Origin of the sequence: Piscinibacter sp. HJYY11 (assembly GCF_016735515.1) — a bacterium.
Taxonomy (GTDB): Bacteria; Pseudomonadota; Gammaproteobacteria; order Burkholderiales; family Burkholderiaceae_C; genus Rhizobacter.
Map to the genome: position 1 here is coordinate 1,764,945 of NZ_JAERQZ010000001.1, position 19,463 is coordinate 1,784,407.

19 protein-coding genes are annotated in these 19,463 nt (G+C 69.7%); 9 read left to right on the top strand and 10 right to left on the bottom strand.

Annotated features, from left to right (window positions below):
* Window positions 1–2 precede the first annotated feature (2 nt).
* The 10 genes from JI745_RS07985 to JI745_RS08030 form a co-directional block, all read right to left on the bottom strand.
* Window positions 3–449: a DUF3592 domain-containing protein gene (locus JI745_RS07985; protein WP_201805257.1), complete on the bottom strand. Its 447-nt coding sequence runs from the start codon at window positions 447–449 to the stop codon at window positions 3–5.
* 32 nt (window positions 450–481) lie between these two features.
* Entirely contained in the window at window positions 482–1,084 is a 603-nt protein-coding gene (locus JI745_RS07990) for a DedA family protein (RefSeq protein ID WP_201805260.1), read from the bottom strand.
* Window positions 1,085–1,121: 37 nt separating this feature from the next.
* Entirely contained in the window at window positions 1,122–1,877 is a 756-nt protein-coding gene (locus JI745_RS07995; protein ID WP_201805263.1) for a class I SAM-dependent methyltransferase, read from the bottom strand.
* Entirely contained in the window at window positions 1,878–3,233 is a 1,356-nt protein-coding gene (locus JI745_RS08000; RefSeq protein WP_201805265.1) for a methyl-accepting chemotaxis protein, read from the bottom strand.
* 12 nt (window positions 3,234–3,245) lie between these two features.
* On the bottom strand, window positions 3,246–3,959 hold the full coding sequence (locus tag JI745_RS08005; protein WP_201805267.1) for an RNA polymerase sigma factor FliA: 714 nt from the start codon (window positions 3,957–3,959) through the stop codon (window positions 3,246–3,248).
* Window positions 3,960–3,978: 19 nt separating this feature from the next.
* On the bottom strand, window positions 3,979–4,758 hold the full coding sequence (locus JI745_RS08010) for a flagellar biosynthesis protein (protein WP_201805269.1): 780 nt from the start codon (window positions 4,756–4,758) through the stop codon (window positions 3,979–3,981).
* A gap of 17 nt (window positions 4,759–4,775) precedes the next feature.
* Window positions 4,776–6,491 carry a flagellar biosynthesis protein FlhF gene (gene flhF, locus JI745_RS08015; RefSeq protein WP_201805272.1) on the bottom strand — a complete coding sequence of 572 codons (1,716 nt, stop codon included), beginning with the start codon at window positions 6,489–6,491 and terminating at the stop codon, window positions 4,776–4,778.
* A gap of 382 nt (window positions 6,492–6,873) precedes the next feature.
* Window positions 6,874–7,566 (bottom strand): hypothetical protein, encoded by a 693-nt coding sequence (locus tag JI745_RS08020; RefSeq protein WP_201805273.1) that lies wholly within the window; start codon window positions 7,564–7,566, stop codon window positions 6,874–6,876.
* A gap of 40 nt (window positions 7,567–7,606) precedes the next feature.
* Window positions 7,607–8,935, bottom strand: a complete 1,329-nt coding sequence (locus JI745_RS08025) for a GH39 family glycosyl hydrolase (RefSeq protein WP_201805275.1) — start codon at window positions 8,933–8,935, stop codon at window positions 7,607–7,609.
* Window positions 8,936–8,946: 11 nt separating this feature from the next.
* Window positions 8,947–10,338, bottom strand: a complete 1,392-nt coding sequence (locus tag JI745_RS08030) for a GH1 family beta-glucosidase (protein WP_201805278.1) — start codon at window positions 10,336–10,338, stop codon at window positions 8,947–8,949.
* A 156-nt stretch (window positions 10,339–10,494) separates the two neighbouring features.
* Between JI745_RS08030 and JI745_RS08035 the strand changes: the two genes are divergently transcribed.
* The 9 genes from JI745_RS08035 (at window position 10,495) to JI745_RS08075 (ending at window position 19,457) form a co-directional block, all read left to right on the top strand.
* A complete protein-coding gene (locus tag JI745_RS08035; RefSeq protein ID WP_236674941.1) occupies window positions 10,495–11,562 on the top strand; it encodes a LacI family DNA-binding transcriptional regulator in 1,068 nt (355 codons plus the stop codon).
* Window positions 11,563–11,760: 198 nt separating this feature from the next.
* Window positions 11,761–13,005, top strand: coding sequence for an ABC transporter substrate-binding protein (locus tag JI745_RS08040; protein ID WP_201805286.1), 1,245 nt, complete (start codon window positions 11,761–11,763; stop codon window positions 13,003–13,005).
* A 43-nt stretch (window positions 13,006–13,048) separates the two neighbouring features.
* The gene (locus tag JI745_RS08045; RefSeq protein WP_201805287.1) at window positions 13,049–14,080 is read left to right on the top strand and encodes a carbohydrate ABC transporter permease; all 1,032 of its coding nucleotides are present in this window, start codon (window positions 13,049–13,051) and stop codon (window positions 14,078–14,080) included.
* A gap of 6 nt (window positions 14,081–14,086) precedes the next feature.
* Window positions 14,087–14,983, top strand: a complete 897-nt coding sequence (locus JI745_RS08050) for a carbohydrate ABC transporter permease (protein WP_201805288.1) — start codon at window positions 14,087–14,089, stop codon at window positions 14,981–14,983.
* A gap of 25 nt (window positions 14,984–15,008) precedes the next feature.
* The gene (locus tag JI745_RS08055; protein WP_201805289.1) at window positions 15,009–16,097 is read left to right on the top strand and encodes an ABC transporter ATP-binding protein; all 1,089 of its coding nucleotides are present in this window, start codon (window positions 15,009–15,011) and stop codon (window positions 16,095–16,097) included.
* A 39-nt stretch (window positions 16,098–16,136) separates the two neighbouring features.
* Complete coding sequence (locus tag JI745_RS08060; protein WP_201805290.1) at window positions 16,137–17,093, top strand: GyrI-like domain-containing protein; 957 nt, start codon at window positions 16,137–16,139, stop codon at window positions 17,091–17,093.
* A 1-nt stretch (window position 17,094) separates the two neighbouring features.
* The gene (locus JI745_RS08065; RefSeq protein WP_201805292.1) at window positions 17,095–17,901 is read left to right on the top strand and encodes a hypothetical protein; all 807 of its coding nucleotides are present in this window, start codon (window positions 17,095–17,097) and stop codon (window positions 17,899–17,901) included.
* A gap of 114 nt (window positions 17,902–18,015) precedes the next feature.
* Window positions 18,016–18,687 carry a hypothetical protein gene (locus JI745_RS08070; RefSeq protein ID WP_201805293.1) on the top strand — a complete coding sequence of 224 codons (672 nt, stop codon included), beginning with the start codon at window positions 18,016–18,018 and terminating at the stop codon, window positions 18,685–18,687.
* 68 nt (window positions 18,688–18,755) lie between these two features.
* Window positions 18,756–19,457 carry a family 16 glycosylhydrolase gene (locus tag JI745_RS08075; protein WP_201805303.1) on the top strand — a complete coding sequence of 234 codons (702 nt, stop codon included), beginning with the start codon at window positions 18,756–18,758 and terminating at the stop codon, window positions 19,455–19,457.
* Window positions 19,458–19,463: the final 6 nt, after the last annotated feature.

Sequence of the window (19,463 nt, forward strand, 5' to 3'; positions counted from 1 at the left end):
GGCTAGCCCCTCCTGCGGCCGAACCACCAGGTGCCGACGCCCACCCCGCCGAAGATCAGCGCAAACACCGACGAGAAGAGCGACACGCCCCACAGCTCGCCGAAGCTCTGGATGCGCGCGTTTTTCGGGTCGTCTCGATCGTGCAGCACGGTCACGCGTTCGCCCACGTCGAAGGCCGGCGGGTTGGAGGCCCAGCCCGAGCGCACCTCGCGCGGCTCGCCGGTCGCGTCGACGTACTCGACGACGGCGGTCATGGTCTCGTGGCCGATGAGCTCCTTCACCTGGCCGGGCACCGCCACCGCGCGCCGCTGGAAGCGGATGCTGTCGATGAGCGTGTAGGCGGTCAGCGCACCCGTCAGCAGCCCGACACCGATGAAGGGCAGCACGATGAGCAGGGGCACGGCGCCCTCGGCACGGCGGGGTCTCGGTTTCACGGTCTGGCGGAACATGCGGCTTCCTTCCGGCATGCGCCGCAGCGGCATCACCGCACAGGCCGGCGCCCCCGCACCACGCGCACACCATACGCCACCACGATCGAGGCCAGCACGAGTTTCGCGGCCGGGTCGAGAACGGCGACGACTTGTTCGTAGCGATTTTCCAGCAGGTAGCCCGCCGCCGTCAGCAAGCCCGTCCACAAGAGCGAGCCCAGGGACGACCACACGAGGAAACTGCGCAGCGACATGCCGGTCAGCCCGGCCGGCACGGCCACCAGCGTTCGCACACCGGGCACGAGACGCCCCAGCACCAGCACACCGACGCCGTGGCGCTGGAACCAGCGTTCCGTCCGCTCGAGTTCCTGGCGGCTCACCGTCAGCCAGCGGCCGTGCCGATCGGCCAGGCACTTGAGCTTTTCGGCCCCCCATCGGCGAGCGAGGAAGAACCAGGGCAGCCCACCCGCCACCGAGCCCGCCACACCGGCGGCGACCACGCCGGCCGCGCTCAGCTCCCCACGCGCGGCCACGAAGCCGGCGAACGGCATGATCATTTCGGACGGGAGCGGAGGGAACACGTTCTCGGCAAACATCAGGAGCGCAATGGCCCAGTAGCCCTGGCTGGAGATGAACTCGATGATGGCGTCGGTCATGCGGCCTCACTGGCAAACCGCGTGCCCCTTCCCTGCGTCAGCCAGCCGCGGCGGCGCGTTCCTTGAACGGCGCCTGGTAGAGCCACAGCTTGCGGCCGTCGGCGCACTCGTGCACGGCGGTCGGCTGCAGCTCGGTGGCCTCGAACTCCAGGCTCGCCATCCAGGCGCCGCAGCGCAGCTCGCGCCCGGCCTTGCGCACGGCGCGGGGCATGCTCTCGGGGCGCTGGAAGAGGTAGACCATCGCGTAGGGCGTCCAGTCGGCCTTCCAGATGTCGGCGCGCTTCACGCGGGCCGGCACGCGCAGCCACTTGCAGCGCAGGGCGCAGGCAAAGCGCAGCGCCCAGCTCCACTCCAGGCCGTCGAGCCGGGCGTGCGGAAACTGGTGGTGCAGCTCGCGCAGCGCGTCGCCCATGCCGCAGCCGGCATCGACCACCCGCGGGTTCTCGCCGTCGAGCCACACGATGCGCGAGAGCCCTTGCAGCGCGCCGCTCGGCGTGGGGAACATCGGCGCATCACGCCAGGTGTGCAAGGGGTAGAGGGCGAAGAGCGCCAGCAGCGGCAGCAGCCAGCCCCAGGCGGGGATGCCACCGGCCACGCCGGAAGCGAGCACGGAAAGCGGGAAGCCAAGCGCGATGAACACGCGCCGCCAGCGGCGTGCGCTCAGCAGGCTGAGCACCGCACCCGCTGCGGTGGCAAGGAGGAGCGATGCCCAGTCACGCGCTTCGAGCGCGCGCAGTCCGAGGAAGAGGCCCCAGCAGAGCCCCCAGACCAGCAGGGCCGGCAGCGGCCACATTCAGAAGTTGAACGCGAGGCGCAAACCGCCCCAGTGCTTGCCGTTCACCGTGATCGGTGCAGCGCATTCCTTCAGCAGCACGAACTTGCCGCCGCCCATGTCGCGGCGGTAGGTCTGCAGCAGGAACGGGCGCTGGTTGCGCGCCGACGCCAGGCCGGTGCGGTCGTTGAAGATGCGGCGGTAGCGGCTGTTGGCGGTGTCCCACACCACGTCGCCGCGCTGCGGGTTGCAGTAGACCTTGTTGTGCGTGGCCACGTAGCCGTTGCGGTCGACCGAGATGCAGAAGACGATCTTCTTGTCGGCCTGCAGCACACGCTCCTGCACCTGCGGGAAGAGGCGGTCGGCCAGCGCGATGAAGCGGGTGGTGTGCTGCGGCGGGTTGGTGTTGGGGATGGGCTGGTACTGCTCGTCGAAGAGCTCGGCCTCGCCGATGCTGCCGGTGCGCACCGCGTCTTCGAGCAGCGCCGAGATCTCGCCCGCGGCTTCCTTGGCGAGCGCGATGAAGGGGGTGTCTTCGGTCTCGATGCCGCACTCGGCCACGACCTCGATCAGGTGCTCCGACACCTTGAGAAAGGACTCGCTGCGCACGAAGGTGGCCTGCAGCGCGCTGCCGGCCTTGCGCATCTCGCCTTCGATCTCCGACATCTGCGCGTTGAGTCCGGTGCAGACCTCGCGGCTGTGCTCGGCTGCGCTGGTGATGCTGCCGACGCCCGTCTCCAGGTCGGCCAGCGCACGCTGGAAGGCGCCCTGCTCGGCCGCCTTTGCCGGCGACTGCGAACGAATCTCGCGCGACAGCGCATCGATGCGCGAGTCGAGCTCGCCCACCGTGCTCATGATGGCCTTGGAAGAGCTTTCGACCTTGCCGGCGAGCTCGCGCACCGCATCGGCCACGACGCCGAAGCCCCGGCCGGCATCGCCGGCCCGCTTGGCCTCCACCGAGGCGTTGAACGCGACGAGCCGCGTTTGCAGGGCGATCTGGGTGATCTCGCTGGCGGCGCTGGCCACGTTGCGCAGGGTGTCGACGATGCCGCCCACCTCTTCGCCCACGCCTTCGACGGCCTGGCGCGCACGCGCCACCGCATCGCGGCTGCCGGCGACCACGCCGCCGATCTCTTCCTGTGCCTGCGTGACGCTCCTCACCTGCTCGGCCAGGGCCGCCAAGGCCTTGGCCTGGCGTTCGGCACCCTTGGTGGTGTCGTCGAGCTGGCCTCGCACTTCGGCCGCCTCGCGGCCCATGTTGGACGCCTGCTTGCTGATCGACTGCACGGCCGACCGCAGGTCGACACCGCTGGTGTCGGCGGCAACGGGCGCGGGCGGGGTCTTGTCAGCGCGGGACGTTCTGAATACTTCGAACATGATGGGCCGTATTTACCACTCACGCAGCTTCACGCGCAACCGGGCAATCGATTGGCTGTGGAGCTGGCAAACGCGCGATTCGGTGACCTTGAGCACCGCCGCGATTTCCTTCAGGTTCATGTCGTGCTCGTAGTACATGCTCATGACGTACTGCTCGCGCTCGGGCAGGTTCTTGATGCCCTCGATCAGGGCTTCGCGCATGCGCTGGTCCTGGAGCTGCGCGAGCGGGTTGAAGCTCTCGTCGGCCACATGGCGGTCGAGGTAGTCGTTGTCGCCGTCGTCGCCCGACATGTCTTCCAGGTAGACGAGCTGGGTGCCGCGCACCTTGCCCAGGAGCTCCTGGTATTCGGTGAGCGTGACGCCCATCTCGCGGGCGATCTCGCTCTCGGCGGGCGCACGGCCGAGCTTCTGCTCGAGCTTGTGCACGGCGCTCTCGATGCTGCGCTGCTGCTTGCGCACGCCGCGCGAAAGGTAGTCGTTGCCGCGCAGCTCGTCGAGCATGGCGCCGCGGATGCGCTGCGTGGCGAAGGTTTCGAACTGCACGCCCTGGGCCGCGTCGAAGCGGCTGAGTGCGTCGGTGAGCCCGATCATGCCGACCTGGATCAGGTCGTCGAGCTCCACGTTGGCCGGCAGCTTGGCGATCATCTGGTGGGCCAGGCGGCGCACCAGCGGGCTGTACTGCTTGAGCATCGAGTTGACGTCGAGTTGGCCTTTGGCGGTGTACATGTTTCTCGGCTCCGAGCAGTCAATTCAGGACAGGTTGCGCTTGTTGCGCAGAGTGCAAACCGCGTGCACCAACGTGGGCGCCGGGCGCCTGCATCAGCACGTCGCGGGCCCAGCGGCGCAGCGCGCTGGTGGGCGCTTCGCGGGCATCTGAGGCGGGGTCGATCTGCAGCCAGTCGCGCAGCACGGCCCCCAGGAAGTCATCGGCACAGGTCGCCAGCTGGATCGCGATGCGCTCGGCACGCGGCGAGTTGGGCGATGCGCTCAGCAGCAGGTCGAACACCACGAGATTGGCGCGCTGGTTGAGCAGCTTCATCGCGGCGTAAGCGTGGGTCACGGCCGAGGGCCGGTCGTCGGCCAGCAGCAGCGGGCGCGCTTCGCTGCGGGCGAACATGCGGAACAGGTCGGTCTCGGTCGCGTGCACCAGCACCACGTCGGCCTGAGGCGCGGCGTCGGCGACGGCGTGCAGGAAGCTGGCGGTGGAGCCGGTCGCGTCGACATAGCGCACCGGCAGGCCACGGGCCGCGAGGTAGGAGACCTGCGAAGACAGCGTCTCCACGCATTCGGACAGGTCGAGCACAGCCATCTCCTTGGGCGACGGGGCACGGTCGGACGCATCGATCACCAGCACGTGCGCCCCGTGCTCGGCGAAGGCGGTGCACAGCCGCTCGAGCATCACGCCGCCGAAGGCGACGTGCGGGTTGGCCACCACCGGCACGAAGCGCACCCGGGCGTGGGCGAACATCTGCCGCAGGCCGGCGGCCTGGTCGGTGGGGAACGAAGAATCGTAGGCGTCGTACATGAGGCGGCGCAGAAAAATCAAGCGTGGAGAGAAGAGGAACGGGGGCGCTGGGCCTGCTGGCGCGCCGTGAAGATCAGGTTCACGTCGGACGCTTCCACGCGGTAGGCCGGGTTCACGTTGGCGCGCAAGGCGCGGTGCACCAGCGCATGGGCCGACAGGCGGTGCCAGTCTTCGGGCACACGCTGGCCGTTGGCCACGCCCACCACCTTGAGCTTGTGGCGGATCAGCGCGTCGAGCGCGGGGGCGAGCTTCACGGCTTCGTCCATCTTCGACAGCACGATGCCGCGGCAGGCCGCCGCGTGGTACGAAATCATCACGTCTTCGATCGTCTCGCCTTGTGCGGCGGCGTTGATGACGAGCAGCTTCTGAATGGAGCGGTGCGCCAGCATCTCCAGCAGCTCGCGCGTGCGGGTGTCGCGCTGGGCCATGCCGGCGGTGTCGATCAGCACCATCTTCTTGGAGGCCAGCAGCTCCAGCAGGTCTTCCAGCGAGGCGCGGTCGTGGGCGGTGTGCACCGGCACGCCGAGGATGCGGCCGTAGGCGCGCAGCTGCTCGTGGGCGCCGACGCGGTAGGCGTCGAGCGTGATCAGGCCCAGGTTGTTGGCGCCGTGCTTGGCGGCAAAGGCGGCGGCGATCTTGGCGGCGCTGGTCGTCTTGCCGACGCCGGTGGAGCCGATCAGGGCGAACACGCCGCCCTGGTCTTCGAGCGCATGCTCGGCTTCGCCGGTGATGAGGTTGCGCTCCAGCACGTTGGCGGCCCAGGCGGTCTCGTCGGCCACGTCGGTGGGCAGGCTCTCGACGAGCTTGCGGGTGAGCGCGGGCGAGAAGCCGCAGTCGAGCAGCTTCTGGATCAGCTGGGCCTGCTGCGGGTGGCGCTGCATCTTCTCCATGAAGGCGAGCGCGCCGAAGCGGTCTTCGATCAGGCCCTTCATCGAGCGCAGCTCGTTCATCATGTCCTGCTGCTCGCGGCGGGCGGCGGCCAGGTTGACGGCGCTCTGCGTGTCGGCCAGCGACGGCACGGGCATCACGGGCGTCTGCATGGCGATGGGTTGCTGCATCACCGGCTGGGGCATGGCTTGCTGCGCCTGAGCGGCACGCACTTCTTCACGCAGCACGGGCGGCTCGCGCATCTGCGTGCGCGGCTGGGCGGGCGGGGTGACGATGGCGAGGTTAGGCGTGGCCTTGGGCGGCTGCGGCACGGCGCTGCGGGCGGCCAGGCGCTGCTCGAGCGCGCTCGGCAGGTCGGGCTCGATGTCTTGCCGGGAGTCCATGAAACCCTGGCGGGAGTCGGCGAAATCCTGGCGCGAGTCTTCAAAGCCCGGCTCGTGGCCACGGCCCTGGGCGTTCATCGCGGCCTGGCGGCGCTTGAGCATGCGCTCGCGCACGTAGTCCTGGAACGAGAGCGTGCTCATCGACAGGCGGGCCACGTCGTCCTGCACGTCGTCGTGCATGACGGGGGCTTGTTGCTTGGGGGCGGCGGCCTGGGCGGGCGCCGCCTTCGGCGTGGCCTTGGCGGCGGGGCGGGCCGCCGGCTGCTGCGGCGCGGTGCGAGCTGCCACGGAACTGGCCGACAGGCGCTCGATCTGCTGCACCGACTCGGGCGCCATGGCCAGCACTTCCACGCCTTCGGGGCAGGGCTTGGTCGACAACACCACGGCGTCTTCGCCGAAAGCCTGGCGCACCAGGGTCAGGGCGTCGCGCGATGTACGCGCCGTAAAGCGTTTGACGTTCATGGGTTGCTCCGCGTCGCCGGGCCCGAAGAGAGGGCCTGGCATTGCATCAAGTGTGTAAGAGGGTGTGCGTCGACGGTCTGGCGATCAGCGCACCGAAACCCGGTCATTTGGGTTGATCCGGTGGGCAGCTGAACGGGGCGTTGAAAGACAGTCATGTGGCACGTGCGCCTGAGTTTTCGCACAGCCATTGTTCTGGGAATGCCCGCCGACTTGAGCGGGATGAAAGGGGCGGAAGCCGCCCAATTCCCAGCGGACCGAGGGTCCATCGACACGGGGGTGAACACCCCCTTCGCCTGCGGCCGGTCGGGCGACCGGCCGGGTGCACATCACGCGATGCGCACTACGGCACACTTTTCCGGCCAGAGCGGCCGGAACGGGCGGCTCAGGGCCCGACCGTGATGCGGCCGACGCTGAAGTCGACCGCGCGGCGCGAGGTGCCGCTCAGCGTGGGGTCGCTCACCTCGATGGCGGCGACGGCGGGCAGCACGGCCGCGATCGGCTTGCCACGCGCATCGCAATAGCCTTCGGGGCGGAAGGCCGACAGCGGCACCGCCACCTCGCGCAGGCCGGCCCCGACGGCCACCGTGGCGATGGGGTAACAGCCCGACTGGCGCGTGGCCGGGTCGTCGCCCAGCACGCGCACGCGCAGTTGCGCCGCCGCGGGCGAGGCGAGCTGGAGCCGCACGTGGCGGTGGGCCGAGAGGTCGCTGGTCTTGCCGGCCGGCCCGGGCGTGGCGAGGAAACCGATGCCGGCCCAGCTGCTGCCCTTCTGCGGCCACACCGTGCCGGTGACGCGGGCCACGCCATCGACGACTTTCACGTCGTCGATGCGGGCATCGCCTTCCTTTTCGGAATAGGCAAAGGCCTCGTGCGTGCCGCCCTGCGCCGTGGCGCCGGCGGGCGCGGGCACCGCGAACACCAGCGGCGCGGGTGCCGCGCTGGCCGATGTGGGCTTGGCTGCAGGGGCGCCGGTGCCCGGGCCAGGGGCGTCTGCCGTGGCGCAGCCGGTGAAGAGGGCCACCGCGGCCAGGGCGATGCCGCCACGCGCGCCAAGGCGCGTGCTGGAGGTGTTCATGTCGTGTGTCTCCTTCTGTCTGTATTTATCTAGTGGGGTATCAAGGCGCGCGCTGCAGCTTCACCACCGCCATCGAACGCGCCGGCAGCGTGAGCTCGCGGTTGGCCGGCAAGGTGCCGAAATCGGCCTCGCCCTCCACGATGGCGGCATCGAAGTACTTCACCTGCTGCGGCTGCCAGCCGGCCACGTCGAGCGCCACGCGCAGCGGCGCGGTCTGGGTGTTGAGCAGCAGCACCTGCAGCGTGTTGCCGTCGCGCACGGCGTGCGACCAGAGCCGCGCGTTGCTCGACTCGGCCTGCACGAACCGCCCCTCCAGCCCGTTGAGCAGGCGGAAGGCGTAGTACGTGGGGCGCGGCACGCCGGCGTTGTCGAGCAGGCCGTGGAAACCGGTGCCCTGGTAGGCGAAGTAGTGCGCCATGTCCACGCCCTGGCGGGCCAGGCGCAGCGCCGTCTCGGCGGTCCACAGCCCCGCGGGCATGTCGGACAGGAATCGCGGCCGGTCGGTCTTCCACGACAGCCCGTATTCGGTCACGGCGATGGGCAACTCGCGGGTGTGGCCCAGCGGGTTGCGGCGCGGGTCGCGCAGCGTGTCGCGCACCGAGCGCAGGGTCGCATCGACCTGCGCCACGCTCCCGAGCGCGGCGTCTTCGCTGCCGTCGCCTTCGGTCGGGTAGATGTGATACGACACCACGTCGACCACGTCGCCGCACAGCTCGACGAAACGTTCGAGGAAGCGCATCGGCGCCGCGTGGATGCCCGAGACGGCGGGCCCCACCACCTTGATCTGCGGGTCCACCGCCTTCACCGCCTTGGCCTGCGCGCGGAAGACCTCGCAGTAGCGCTCGGGTGTCCAGCTCTTGTCGCCGCGCGTCACGGCATAGAGATCGGGCTCATTGCCGATCTCCCAGTGCCGCACCTTCAGCCCGCGCTCGCGCGCCATGCGCACGGCCGAGGCCGCGTCTTCGGGGCGGTTGGCCGGCACACGGTCCACGCGCCCGGCGAACACGCGGGTCTGGATCACGAGCTCCGGCGAGCCCTTCACCAGCGTCAGCAGCGAGCGGAACGCGTCCAGCGTGGCGGCGTCCATGTCCTGCTCGTCGCCGATGTTGCCGCCGGGGAAGCGCAGCGACGCGGCCGGCGTGAGCGCGAGCGCCTCGCCGTGGTCCACCATCGCCATCCAGTTGCCGAAGTTGTAGCCGCGGGTCACGGCCGGGTTGACGGCAAGGCCCGCCTGGTCGGCGTTGACGGTCACGCGCGCGTCGACCTTCGAGGCCTGCGGCGAGTCCACTTTCCCTGCCTGCGGCACGGGTGCCCCGCACCCACCCAGCAGCGCCGCCACCGCGGCCCCCACCACCACTCGTCTCATCATGTTGTTGGCCTTCATGCGACACACCCGCCTTCCTGGATCAGCCGGCGGTACCAATGGAAACTCTCCTTCGGCGTGCGCGCCAGCGTGTCGAAGTCGACGTGCACGAGGCCGAAGCGCATGTCGTAGCCGTAGGCCCACTCGAAGTTGTCCATCAGCGACCAGGCCATGTAGCCCCGCAGGTCGCTGCCGGCGCGCACCGCGCGGTCGAGCGCGATGACGTGGCGGCGGAAGTACTCGATGCGCGCGGCGTCGTCGATCACGCCGTTGGCATCGGGGCCGGTGTTGTCGCAGGCGCCGTTCTCGGTGATCACGATCGGCGGGTTGCCGTACTCCTCGCGGATCCACGAGAGCACCTTGTACAGGCCGTCGGCGTAGATGTTCCAGTCGATGTCGGTCTTCTTGAAGCCGGGCACGTCGACCGACTCCAGGCGGCGCAGTTCGTGGATCTGGCGCGCCACCTCGTCGGCCGGGGGCTCGGCGGGCAAGGCCTCGCGCGAATAGCAGCCGGAGTAATAGTTGATGCCGAGCAGGTCGGTCGGCTGCGCGATGGTGGCCATGTCGCCGTCTTCCACCGGCGGGTGGATGCCGAGCGCGGCGTAGCGGGCGAGCATGTCCGACGGATAGCGCCCGCGGTACAGCGGGTCGAGGAACCAGCGGTTGAACCAGGCCAGGCCCCGCTCGCACGCGGCCACGTCGGCCGGGTGGCTGGTGTAGGGCTCGTGCCATTCCACGTTGGGCGCGATGCCGATGCGGCCGGCGAACTCGCCGCGCCGGAACTCCTTCACCGCGAGGCCGTGCGCGAGCAGCAGGTGATGGGCCACGGTCACGGCGCGTGCGAGGTCGCGCTCGCCCGGCGCATGGAGGCCATACGCGTACGACAGGAAGGACGCGCACCACGGCTCGTTGATGGTGAACCAGACCGGCACCTCGTCACCCAGCGCCTCGAACATCGCGCGGGCGTAGTTTGCGAAGTCGTGCGCGCAGCGGCGCGACGCCCAGCCGCCTTCGTCCTGCAGGGCCTGCGGCAGGTCCCAGTGGTAGAGCGTGACCATCGGCTGGATGCCGGCCTCGCGCAGCCCGCGCACCAGGCGGCGGTAGTAGTCGACGCCGGCGGGGTTGAGCGGGCCGCGGCCCGCGGGCATGACCCGCGACCACGAGATGGAGAAGCGGTACGCCTGCACGCCGAGCTGGCGCAGCAAGGCCACGTCTTCCTCGACGCGGCGGTAGGAATCGCAGGCGCGGTCGCCGGTGTCGCCGTTGGCGACGCGGCCCGCCGTGCGGGCGAAGGTGTCCCAGATGCTGGGGGTGCGGCCGTCGGCATCGGTGCTGCCTTCGATCTGGTAGGCCGAGGTGGCAGCGCCCCACAGGAAGCCTGGCGGAAAACTGAAATGGTCGGGTTGCATGCCCAGACGATACCCAGCCGTGAAAGCGCTTGCAACGTGATCACCGTGCGGTTCTTGCGAAGCTCATCAGGGGAAGCGATGTGGACCAGGTGGAACACCCGTTCTGCAGCCACTCAAGCAAGCGCTATCATGAAAGCGACCTCCACCCGCGCAACCATGGCCTCCAAGATCACGCTCGAAGAAGTCGCTCGCCTGGCCGGCGTCTCAACGAGCACCGTCTCGCGCCACCTGAACGGCACCCACTTCGTGGCCGACGAGAAGGCCGCGGCCATCGAGCAGAGCATCCAGCGCCTGAACTACCGGCCCAACCTCGTGGCACGTGGCCTGGCACGCGGCCGCACGCTCACCGTGGGCGTGCTCACGCAGGAGATCGTGAGCTCGTTCTTCAACGAGGCCATGCGCGGCGTGGAAGACGGCCTCATCGGCCACGAGTACGACGCCATCTTCGCCAGCACCCACTGGGAAAGCGACGACGAGGCCAAGCGCCTGGCCTCGATGGAGGGGCGCCGCGTCGACGGGCTGATCCTCATCCACCCCGGCATCGACGACGCCACGCTCGACCGCCACGCCCAGACCGTGCCCATGGTGGTGGTGGGCCGCAAGGTCAACTCGCGCTTCGTGCACTCGCTCGCCTTCGACCACGGCGTGGGCGCGCAGCTCGCCATGGAGCACCTGCTGGAGCTCGGTCACCGGCGCATCGCCTACATCGGCGGCCCCACGGGGCGCGCCGATGCCGACCAGCGTTTCACCGCCTACCGCGCCGCCCTGCAGTCGGCCGGCATCAGCTTCGACCCGCGGCTGGTGGCGCCGGGCAACTACGTCGAGGCGGGCGGGCTGAGCGCGATGACGCTGCTGCTCGACCGCGGCCTGCCCTTCTCGGCCGTCTTCTGCGCCAACGACGACTCGGCCTACGGCGCGATGCTCGCGCTGCACCGCCGCCAGTTGCGCGTACCCGACGACGTGTCGGTGGTCGGCTTCGACGACGTGGCCCACTCGGCCTATTGCGTGCCGCCACTCACCTCGGTGAGGCAACCGCTGCGCGAGCTGGGGCGCGAAGCGGCCAACGCGGTGGTCGCCCTCATCGACGGGCGCAAGCCGCCGCGCGGCCCGATGGCCCGGCTCGAGCTGGTGGTGCGTGAGTCCACACGCGCGCTGCCCGCGCAGCAGGGCAAGGCCTCGCCGGCGGTGCCACGCAAGAAGCCCGCGGCCCGGCGGCCGTCGTGATGCACCGCACAAGCCGGCGGCGCTGAGACGGCGCCGGCGCGGCCCTACCCGCCTCACGGGGCCGCCGCCTGCCAAATCTTGCGGTTTCGCACGGGGTTCGTCCGCAGTGACACGTCGCGAGGGCGACTTCTACACTGCCGTGCAAGCGCTTGCATGAACTGGTGCAACCGCGCGCCTCGCCAACGACACGGAGAAGACATGAAACTCGCCACACGACTCGGCCTCGCGGCCACCCTCGGCCTCGCCTCGCTGGCCCTGCATGCCCAGACGGTGCTCACCGTCTCGGCGTTCAAGGACCTCGACCGTTCCGTGCAGGCCGCCATCCCGCTCTTCAAGAAGGCGCGGCCCGACGTGGAGGTGAAGCTCATCTCGCTCGGCTACGGCGACCACCACAACGCGATGACGACGGCGCTCGCCACCGGCGCCAACCTGCCCGACGTGATGGGCCTGGAGATCGGCTTCGTGGCCAAGTTCGCCGAGGGCGGTGGCCTCGAAGACCTCGCCAAGCCGCCCTACAACGCCAACGCCCTCACCGACCGCTTCTTCAAGTTCGCCGCCGCGCAGGGCACGAGCCGCGGCGGCGTGCGCGCGGCCTTGCCGGCCGACATCGGCCCGGGCGCACTCTTCTATCGCAAGGACCTCATGGACAAGGCCGGCATCACCGAGGCCGACCTCACCAAGTCGTGGGACTCCTTCATCGACGCCGGCCAGAAGCTCAAGGCCAAGAGCGGCACCTACCTGATCCCGCACGCCGCGGCCATCAAGGACATCATCCTGCGCTCGGGCCTGAAGGACGGCGAAGGCATCTACTTCGACGAGAAGGGCGCGGTGCTGGTCGAGTCGCCGCGCTTCGTGACGGCCTTCGAGACCGCCAAGCGCGCCCGCGCCGCCGGCATCGACGCCAAGATCGGCGCCTGGAGCAACGAGTGGAGCGAAGGCTTCCGCCGCGGCACCGTGGCCACCGAGATGATGGGCGCCTGGCTCGCGGGCCACCTGAAGAACTGGATCGCGCCCGACACACGCGGCAACTGGCGCTCGGCCAGCCTCCCCGGCGGCGTGAACGCCTCGTGGGGCGGCTCGTACTACGCCATCCCGAAGGGCGCGAAGAACAAGGCGCTCGCCTGGGAGTTCGTGAAGTTCATGACGACCAGCCGCGAGGTGCAGATCGCCGCCTTCCGTGAGCTCGACGCCTTCCCAGCCCTCATCGAAGCCACCAACGACCCCTTCGTCGACCAGCCGGTCGAGTTCCTCGGCAACACCCGCGCCCGCCAGCAGTGGAAGGCGACCGCCCAGAAGATCCCGGCCGTCGACGTGGACCGCCTGGACCCGGTGGCCGCCGAGGTGATCACCGCCGAGTTCGACAAGGTGCTCGAGCAGGGCAAGGACGTGAAGCTCGCGCTGGCCGACGCCCGCAAGGCCATCGAGCGCCGCATCCGCCGCTGAGGTGGCAAGGCTCCATCCACTCAGCAGGCCACGCATCGTTCCCATGTCCGCCGTTCTCCCCGTCGTCGCGCCGCCGCCGGCGCCTCGCCGCAGGCGGCGCCTGAAGCCGTGGCACTGGATGCCGTACGTCTTCGTCGCGCCGTTCTTCATCCTCTTCCTGGGCTTCGGGCTCTTTCCGCTGCTGTTCTCGGCCTACGCCTCGTTCTTCCGCTGGGAGATCGCGGCGGGCCTGTCGGGCATGAAGTGGGAAGGATGGGGCAACTACCTCTTCGTGCTGCAGCTCGACGGCCTGCCCTGGGGCAGCGTCTTCAGCACGAATTTCTGGTCCGAGCTCTACGCGCGCGACTTCTGGCGCGCCATGGCCAACACCTTCTGGCTCGGCATCGCCTCCGGCCTGCCGCAGCACCTGGTGGCGATCCCGCTCGCGTACTTCATCCACACGCAGTTCCGCCGGGTGCGCAACCCGGTGATCTCGATGTACTTCCTGCCGTACATCACCAACACGGTGGCGATCACGCTCGTCTTCTCGTCGCTCTTCTCGCGCGACTTCGGCGTGATCAACCAGGTGCTCACCGGCCTCGGCCAGTGGCAGGTGATGGGCGTGCACCCGCTCGCCTGGCTCTTCCCCACCGAGAACATCGACTGGGGCCGGCCCGAGTACACCCGCCCCATCGTCGCCTTCATCGTGTGGTGGCGCTTCGTCGGCTGGAACACGGTGCTGTACCTCTCGGCGCTGCAGACCATCCCGAAAGACCTGTACGAAGCCGCGACCGTCGACGGCGCCGGCACCTGGCAGCAGTTCCGCTACATCACGCTGCCGCTCCTGCGGCCCATGATGCTCTTCGCCATCACGCTCACCATCATCGGCAACCTGCAGCTCTTCGAAGAGCCCTTCGTGCTCACCGGCGGCAGCGGCGGCGTCGGCCAGGTGGCCGAGACGGTCGCAATGCAGATGTACAAGGTCGGCCTCACCGACGGTGACTTCGGCACCGCCTCGGCCGTGGCCTGGCTCATGTTCATGGTGATCGCCGCGCTCACCTGGCTCAACAACCGCTACCTCGGCCGCAAGGACTGAACGCGCATGTCCACCCTCGCCTCTTCCCTCCCCACCGTGAGCGCCGCACCGGCGCCGCGGCAGCGCCGCAAGCCGGGGCGCCTCAATCCCTCGCAGTGGCTGCCGCATGCGCTCGTGTTGGTCGGCGCGCTGATCATGCTGGCGCCGTTCTACTTCATGTTCGTCTTCGCGACGCACACCAACACCGACATCCTCTCGGTGCCACCCCCGCTCTGGTTCGGCGATGCGCTCCTCGACAACCTGAACGAGCTCGTCGCGCAGCGCCCGATGTTCTGGCGCAGCGTGGGGCTGTCGCTGTGGATCGCCACCGCCTCCACCGTGCTCAACCTCTTCCTGTGCTCGCTGGGCGGCTACGGCTTCTCGATGTACGAGTTCCGCGGGCGCGACAAGCTCTTCGCCGCGCTGATGGCCACCATGCTGCTGCCGGCCTTCGTCGGCATGATCCCCTACGTGCTGATGATGAAGGAGCTGGGCTGGCTCAACAGCACGCGCGCGCTCATCATCCCCGGCGCCTGCTCGGCCTTCGGCATCTTCCTCATGCGCCAGTACATCGGCTCGGCCGTGCCGCGCGAGCTGGTGGAAGCCGCGCGCATGGACGGCTGCGGTGAGTTCGGCATCTACTGGCGCGTGGTGCTGCCGCTCATCGGCCCGGCCATGGGCACGCTGGGCCTCGTGACCTTCATCGGCTCGTACAACAACTTCGTGGGCGCGCTGCTGGTGATGAGCGACATGGAGATGTTCACCGCGCCGCTCGTGCTGCGCTCGCTGCAGGGCACCGGGCAGACACCCTGGGGCGCCATCAGCGCCGGCTCGGCGGTGACCGTGCTGCCGCTGCTGGTGCTCTTCGTCCTCTACTCCCGCCGTTTGATCGAGGGCCTGACCGCAGGCGCGGTCAAGGGCTGACCTCCACAAAGAAGAAGTCGTCACCATGACCTCCATGAGCCTCATCGGCATCGAGAAGCAGTACGCCTCGGGCCCCCGCGTCCTCCACGGCATCGACCTCGAGATCGCCTCCGGCGAATTCATGGTCTTCGTCGGCCCCTCGGGCTGCGGCAAGACCACCCTCCTGCGCTGCATCGCCGGGCTGGAAGAGATCGACGCCGGCCGCATCCTCGTGGGCGACCAGGAAGCGCAGGACCTCTCGCCCGTGCACCGCGGCGTGGCGATGGTGTTCCAGAACTACGCGCTCTACCCGCACATGACGGTGGCCGAGAACATCGGCTTCGCGCTCAAGTTCACCCAGCTCGGCAAGGTCGAGCGCGCGCAGGCGGTGCAGCGCGCGGCCGAGATCCTGCAGATCGTGCCGCTGCTGCAGCGCAAGCCGAAAGAACTCTCGGGCGGCCAGCGCCAGCGCGTGGCGATCGGCCGGGCCATCGTGCGCCACCCGAAGGTGTTCCTCTTCGACGAGCCGCTGTCGAACCTCGACGCCGCGCTGCGCGTGCAGATGCGCATGGAGCTGGCGCGCCTGCACCGCGAGCTCGGCACGACCATGGTCTACGTGACGCACGACCAGGTCGAGGCGATGACGCTGGGCACGCGCATCGCCGTCTTCAACGGCGGGCGCATCGAGCAGGTCGGCCGACCGATGGACCTCTACCGCGACCCGGCCACGCAGTTCGTCGCCGGCTTCCTCGGCTCGCCGCGCATGAGCCTCATCGCCGCCACCGCCACGGCGATGAACGACGGCGTGCACCTGTCGCTCGGCGACGCCGGCTCGCTGCACCTGCCCGGCACCTCGCTCACCGGCAACCCGCGCGAGGTGACGCTGGGCGTGCGGCCCGAGCACTTCCGCCTCGCCCCGCCCGACGCCGGCCTGCGCGCCACGGTCGACCAGGTCGAGCACCTGGGCGACTGCGACATCGCCTACGCGCGGCTGGCCGGCCGCGAAGACATCGCCACCGTCAAGCTGCCCGCCGCGCATGCGGCGCTGTCGGCAGGCGATGCCGTCTGGCTGCAGGCCGACACCGACCAGTGCCATGTGTTCGACGCACAAGGGCGGGTGGTCAACGCACGCTGACCGGCCTGCCGAACCGTTTCCGCCACAGGAGGAATGTCGATGTCCACCCTTGCATCAGCCCCTCTTTCATCCGCGCCTCTTTCATCTGCGCCCCTCCCGCCCGCGCCACGCCCGCCGCACGGCGGCACGCCGCCTCTGCTGCCGGTGCCCGGCCACCACGTGCACCGCATCGAGGCCGTGCTCGACTACGTCGACGCCCACCTGGCCGACGACCTGCGGCTCGAGACGCTGGCGCGGCTGGCGGCCATCTCGCCCTTCCACTTCCACCGCCTCTTCCTCTCGTGGACCGGCGAGACGCTCAAGGCCTTCGTGCGCCGCCGCCGCCTCGAGAGCGCCGCCGGCCGCCTGCGCCACTGCCCCGACGAGAAGATCACCTTCATCGCGCTCAACTGCGGCTTCGCCTCACCCGAAGCCTTCGCACGCGCCTTCCGCGAACACTTCGGCATGACGCCCAGCGTCTGGCGCAGCGGCGGCTGGCTCAACTGGCACACCCCGGCCCACGACCGCGGCACCGCGCCGCCGCCGGCGGTGGAAGTGCGCCGGCAGGAGCCCGCCGAGTACCTTTTCATGCGCGCCCGCGGCGACTACCGATACGCCGCCTACGAACTGTGGGAGCGCTTTCTTCCGGTGGTGCACAGCCTGGGGCTCGGCGACCAGCCCCTGGCCTTCGTCGGCCTCGACGACCCGGCCATCGCCGGCCCGCAGAACTGCCGTATGGACGCCTGCGTGGAGCTTCCGCCGGGCTGGCGCGACCCGGGCGTTCGCCTGGCACGCCACCGTGTCGGCGAACGCTGGATCGCGACCCTGCCCTTCGACGGGCCCTCCAGCGACATCGCACTCGGCTGGCGCACGCTGCTCGACGAATGGCTGCCGCACTCGCCCTTCAGCATGGGCGAAGGCCACTTCTTCGAGCGCTACGAACCACGGGCGAGCGTGCCGGGGATCCCGTTCGTGCGCTGCGAGCTATGCATGCCGGTGCAACCGCGCCCGCTCTGACATGAGACGCCTTGCCGCCGCCACGCTGTCGGCGTGTGCGCTTGCCTATGTGCACGCCGTCCACGCTGCGCCCGACAAGCCGCTGCTGTGGGCCGACTTCAAGGAGCCGATGCAGAGTCACCTCGGCGCGCCGGTCCAGCAACTCGCGATGTCCGAGCGCAGCGGTGATGCGTCGATCGCATCGGTGCGCGTGGCCGATGCGGTGGTGCAGGTCGAAGGCCGGCTCTCCACCGCCAACGCCAGCCAGTGGGCCACGCTCGGCATCGAGGTGGGCGGCGATGCGCGCGGCGTGCCGGTCGACCTGTCGGCCTACGAGCACCTGCGCATCCGCCTCGCCTCGACCACGCCGCGCGTGCTGCGCATCCGCCTCAAGGGCACCGACCCCAGGATCCAGAACGCGGGCTGCTACCCGGTGATGATGATGCGCGTGGGCACGCAGCTCAGCGACTACCTCATCCCGCTCTCGGCCTTCGGCCCCGAGTCCTTCTGCGGCGAACGGGGCGCCACCATCGCGCAGACCTTGCCGGCCGTCGCGCGGGTGGAGGTCACGGCCAACGAGCCCTCGGTCGAGCCCGTGCGCTTCCAGGTAGGGCGCATGGAGTTCATGGCGGCGCCCGCAGCCGAACCCGCACCCGCCGCCGCGCCTGCACCCGCGCCCGTCGTGGCGGCCGCGGCATCGACGCCGCCCACGCCGCGCGCCACGCCACCCGCCGCAGCCCGCAAGCCCTCCCCGCCGGCGCCCGCCAGCCGTGCGGTGCAGGTCGTCTGCGAGCGCAACCCACGCTACGGCTTGATGATGTGCCACTGAGACCGGTGCCGTCGCCAGGATCGCAAGATCGGTCAGCACCGCCGCAAGCCGCCACCGGCGCGATGCCCAGGCGAAGCCCACCATGGACCCGTCACGACAACACAGGAGACGACCATGGACATGATCTCGAAACGCCGCGCTTCGCGAACGTTGGCAGTGCTTTTCAGCGCTGCGCTGCTGGCCGCCTGCGGTGGCGGTGACGACGCACCGGCACCCGCCTCGGCCCCCGCGCCTGCACCCGGCCCCGCACCGGCGCCCACGCCGGCCACCGCCTTCGCCACGCCGACCAGCACCACCACCACCGCGCAGGCCGGCGGCGTCGAAACCTACCAGTACGCCGAGAACGGCGCCGCGCAGACCGCCGGCACGCCCGCCTTCGCCGCCAGTGCGGTGAGCTTCGGCGCCACGCTAGCCTCCGCACAAGGCTATGCCGGCGCGGCACTGCGCCTCTACGCACCCAACAACACCGCGTTCAACGCCAGCAGCTATTCGCGCATGCGCATCCAGCTGCGAAGCAGCACCGATGCGCTGCTGCTCATCAAGCTGCAGCCCACGCCCGTCTCGGCCGACGGCTGCACCGCCACCGCCGAGGCGGTGGTCAGCTCGACGCTGAGCGAGCTCGTGATCGACCTGAACAGCACCCGCTTCCCGCTGCCCGCCCACTGCGGCAGCGGCACCACGCTCAACACGGTGCGCGCCGGCCTGCTGGCAGTCGACGTGGTCAACCCGGCCTCCACCGCCGGCGCCCACGACCTCGCCGTCGGCTCGATCTCGCTGGAGCCCTGAGGCCCCAGCGCAGCAGCAGCACGGGGCGACACAGCCCCGGCTTCCAACCAAGACAGGAGACAACACCCATGAACAAGCTTTTGCGCGCCCTCGCGCTCGCGTTCGCGGCCGGCGCCACCGCCCCGGCCTTTGCCGCCAACTTCTTCGAGGGCTTCGACGGCACCGGCGGCGCCGGCTCCGCCTGGGAAACCGCGAGCTGGCACAACGGCGACATCTTCGGCTGCACCTTCGCCTACAGCGAGGTGTGGCGCACCGGCTGGGGCTCGCTCGCGGCCAACGTCAACAGCAGCAACCGCTCCAACGTGAAATGCGCCGAGGTGCGCACCTGGCAGTCGTTCACCTACGGCAAGTTCGTGACGCGCCTGCAGCCGAGCACCATCGCCGGGTCGAACACCTCGTTCTTCCTCTACACCGGCACGGCCGGCACCTCGAGCCACTTCGAAATCGACATCGAGTTCATCCACGGCGGGCGAACGCTGCACACCAATGTGTGGACGAACGGGCGCCAGAACTACCAGCAGTTCTCGGTGGCCACCGGCTGGCGCACCATCGGCTTCGAGTGGCGCCCGAGCTACGTGCGCTGGTTCCATGTCGAGGCCAACGGCACCGAGCGCGAGTTCCGCCGTGTCAACACCAGCATCAGCACGCCAATGCGCCTCATGATGAACCACTGGGTGGGCAACAACTCGGCCGGTGCGGTCAACTTCGTCGGCACCTACAACGGCGGCGGCGGCCCCGCCTACTACGACTGGGTGCGCGTCAGCGACTGAGACCCC

Excerpts from the sequence above, each read along its gene's own strand:
- JI745_RS07985 (WP_201805257.1), bottom strand. The coding sequence starts at position 449 with ATGTTCCGCCAGACCGTGAAACCGAGACCCCGCCGTGCCGAGGGCGCC.
- JI745_RS07990 (WP_201805260.1), bottom strand. The coding sequence starts at position 1,084 with ATGACCGACGCCATCATCGAGTTCATCTCCAGCCAGGGCTACTGGGCC.
- JI745_RS07995 (WP_201805263.1), bottom strand. The coding sequence starts at position 1,877 with ATGTGGCCGCTGCCGGCCCTGCTGGTCTGGGGGCTCTGCTGGGGCCTC.
- JI745_RS08000 (WP_201805265.1), bottom strand. The coding sequence starts at position 3,233 with ATGTTCGAAGTATTCAGAACGTCCCGCGCTGACAAGACCCCGCCCGCG.
- JI745_RS08005 (WP_201805267.1), bottom strand. The coding sequence starts at position 3,959 with ATGTACACCGCCAAAGGCCAACTCGACGTCAACTCGATGCTCAAGCAG.
- JI745_RS08010 (WP_201805269.1), bottom strand. The coding sequence starts at position 4,758 with ATGTACGACGCCTACGATTCTTCGTTCCCCACCGACCAGGCCGCCGGC.
- flhF (WP_201805272.1), bottom strand. The coding sequence starts at position 6,491 with ATGAACGTCAAACGCTTTACGGCGCGTACATCGCGCGACGCCCTGACC.
- JI745_RS08020 (WP_201805273.1), bottom strand. The coding sequence starts at position 7,566 with ATGAACACCTCCAGCACGCGCCTTGGCGCGCGTGGCGGCATCGCCCTG.
- JI745_RS08025 (WP_201805275.1), bottom strand. The coding sequence starts at position 8,935 with ATGATGAGACGAGTGGTGGTGGGGGCCGCGGTGGCGGCGCTGCTGGGT.
- JI745_RS08030 (WP_201805278.1), bottom strand. The coding sequence starts at position 10,338 with ATGCAACCCGACCATTTCAGTTTTCCGCCAGGCTTCCTGTGGGGCGCT.
- JI745_RS08035 (WP_236674941.1), top strand. The coding sequence starts at position 10,495 with ATGGCCTCCAAGATCACGCTCGAAGAAGTCGCTCGCCTGGCCGGCGTC.
- JI745_RS08040 (WP_201805286.1), top strand. The coding sequence starts at position 11,761 with ATGAAACTCGCCACACGACTCGGCCTCGCGGCCACCCTCGGCCTCGCC.
- JI745_RS08045 (WP_201805287.1), top strand. The coding sequence starts at position 13,049 with ATGTCCGCCGTTCTCCCCGTCGTCGCGCCGCCGCCGGCGCCTCGCCGC.
- JI745_RS08050 (WP_201805288.1), top strand. The coding sequence starts at position 14,087 with ATGTCCACCCTCGCCTCTTCCCTCCCCACCGTGAGCGCCGCACCGGCG.
- JI745_RS08055 (WP_201805289.1), top strand. The coding sequence starts at position 15,009 with ATGACCTCCATGAGCCTCATCGGCATCGAGAAGCAGTACGCCTCGGGC.
- JI745_RS08060 (WP_201805290.1), top strand. The coding sequence starts at position 16,137 with ATGTCCACCCTTGCATCAGCCCCTCTTTCATCCGCGCCTCTTTCATCT.
- JI745_RS08065 (WP_201805292.1), top strand. The coding sequence starts at position 17,095 with ATGAGACGCCTTGCCGCCGCCACGCTGTCGGCGTGTGCGCTTGCCTAT.
- JI745_RS08070 (WP_201805293.1), top strand. The coding sequence starts at position 18,016 with ATGGACATGATCTCGAAACGCCGCGCTTCGCGAACGTTGGCAGTGCTT.
- JI745_RS08075 (WP_201805303.1), top strand. The coding sequence starts at position 18,756 with ATGAACAAGCTTTTGCGCGCCCTCGCGCTCGCGTTCGCGGCCGGCGCC.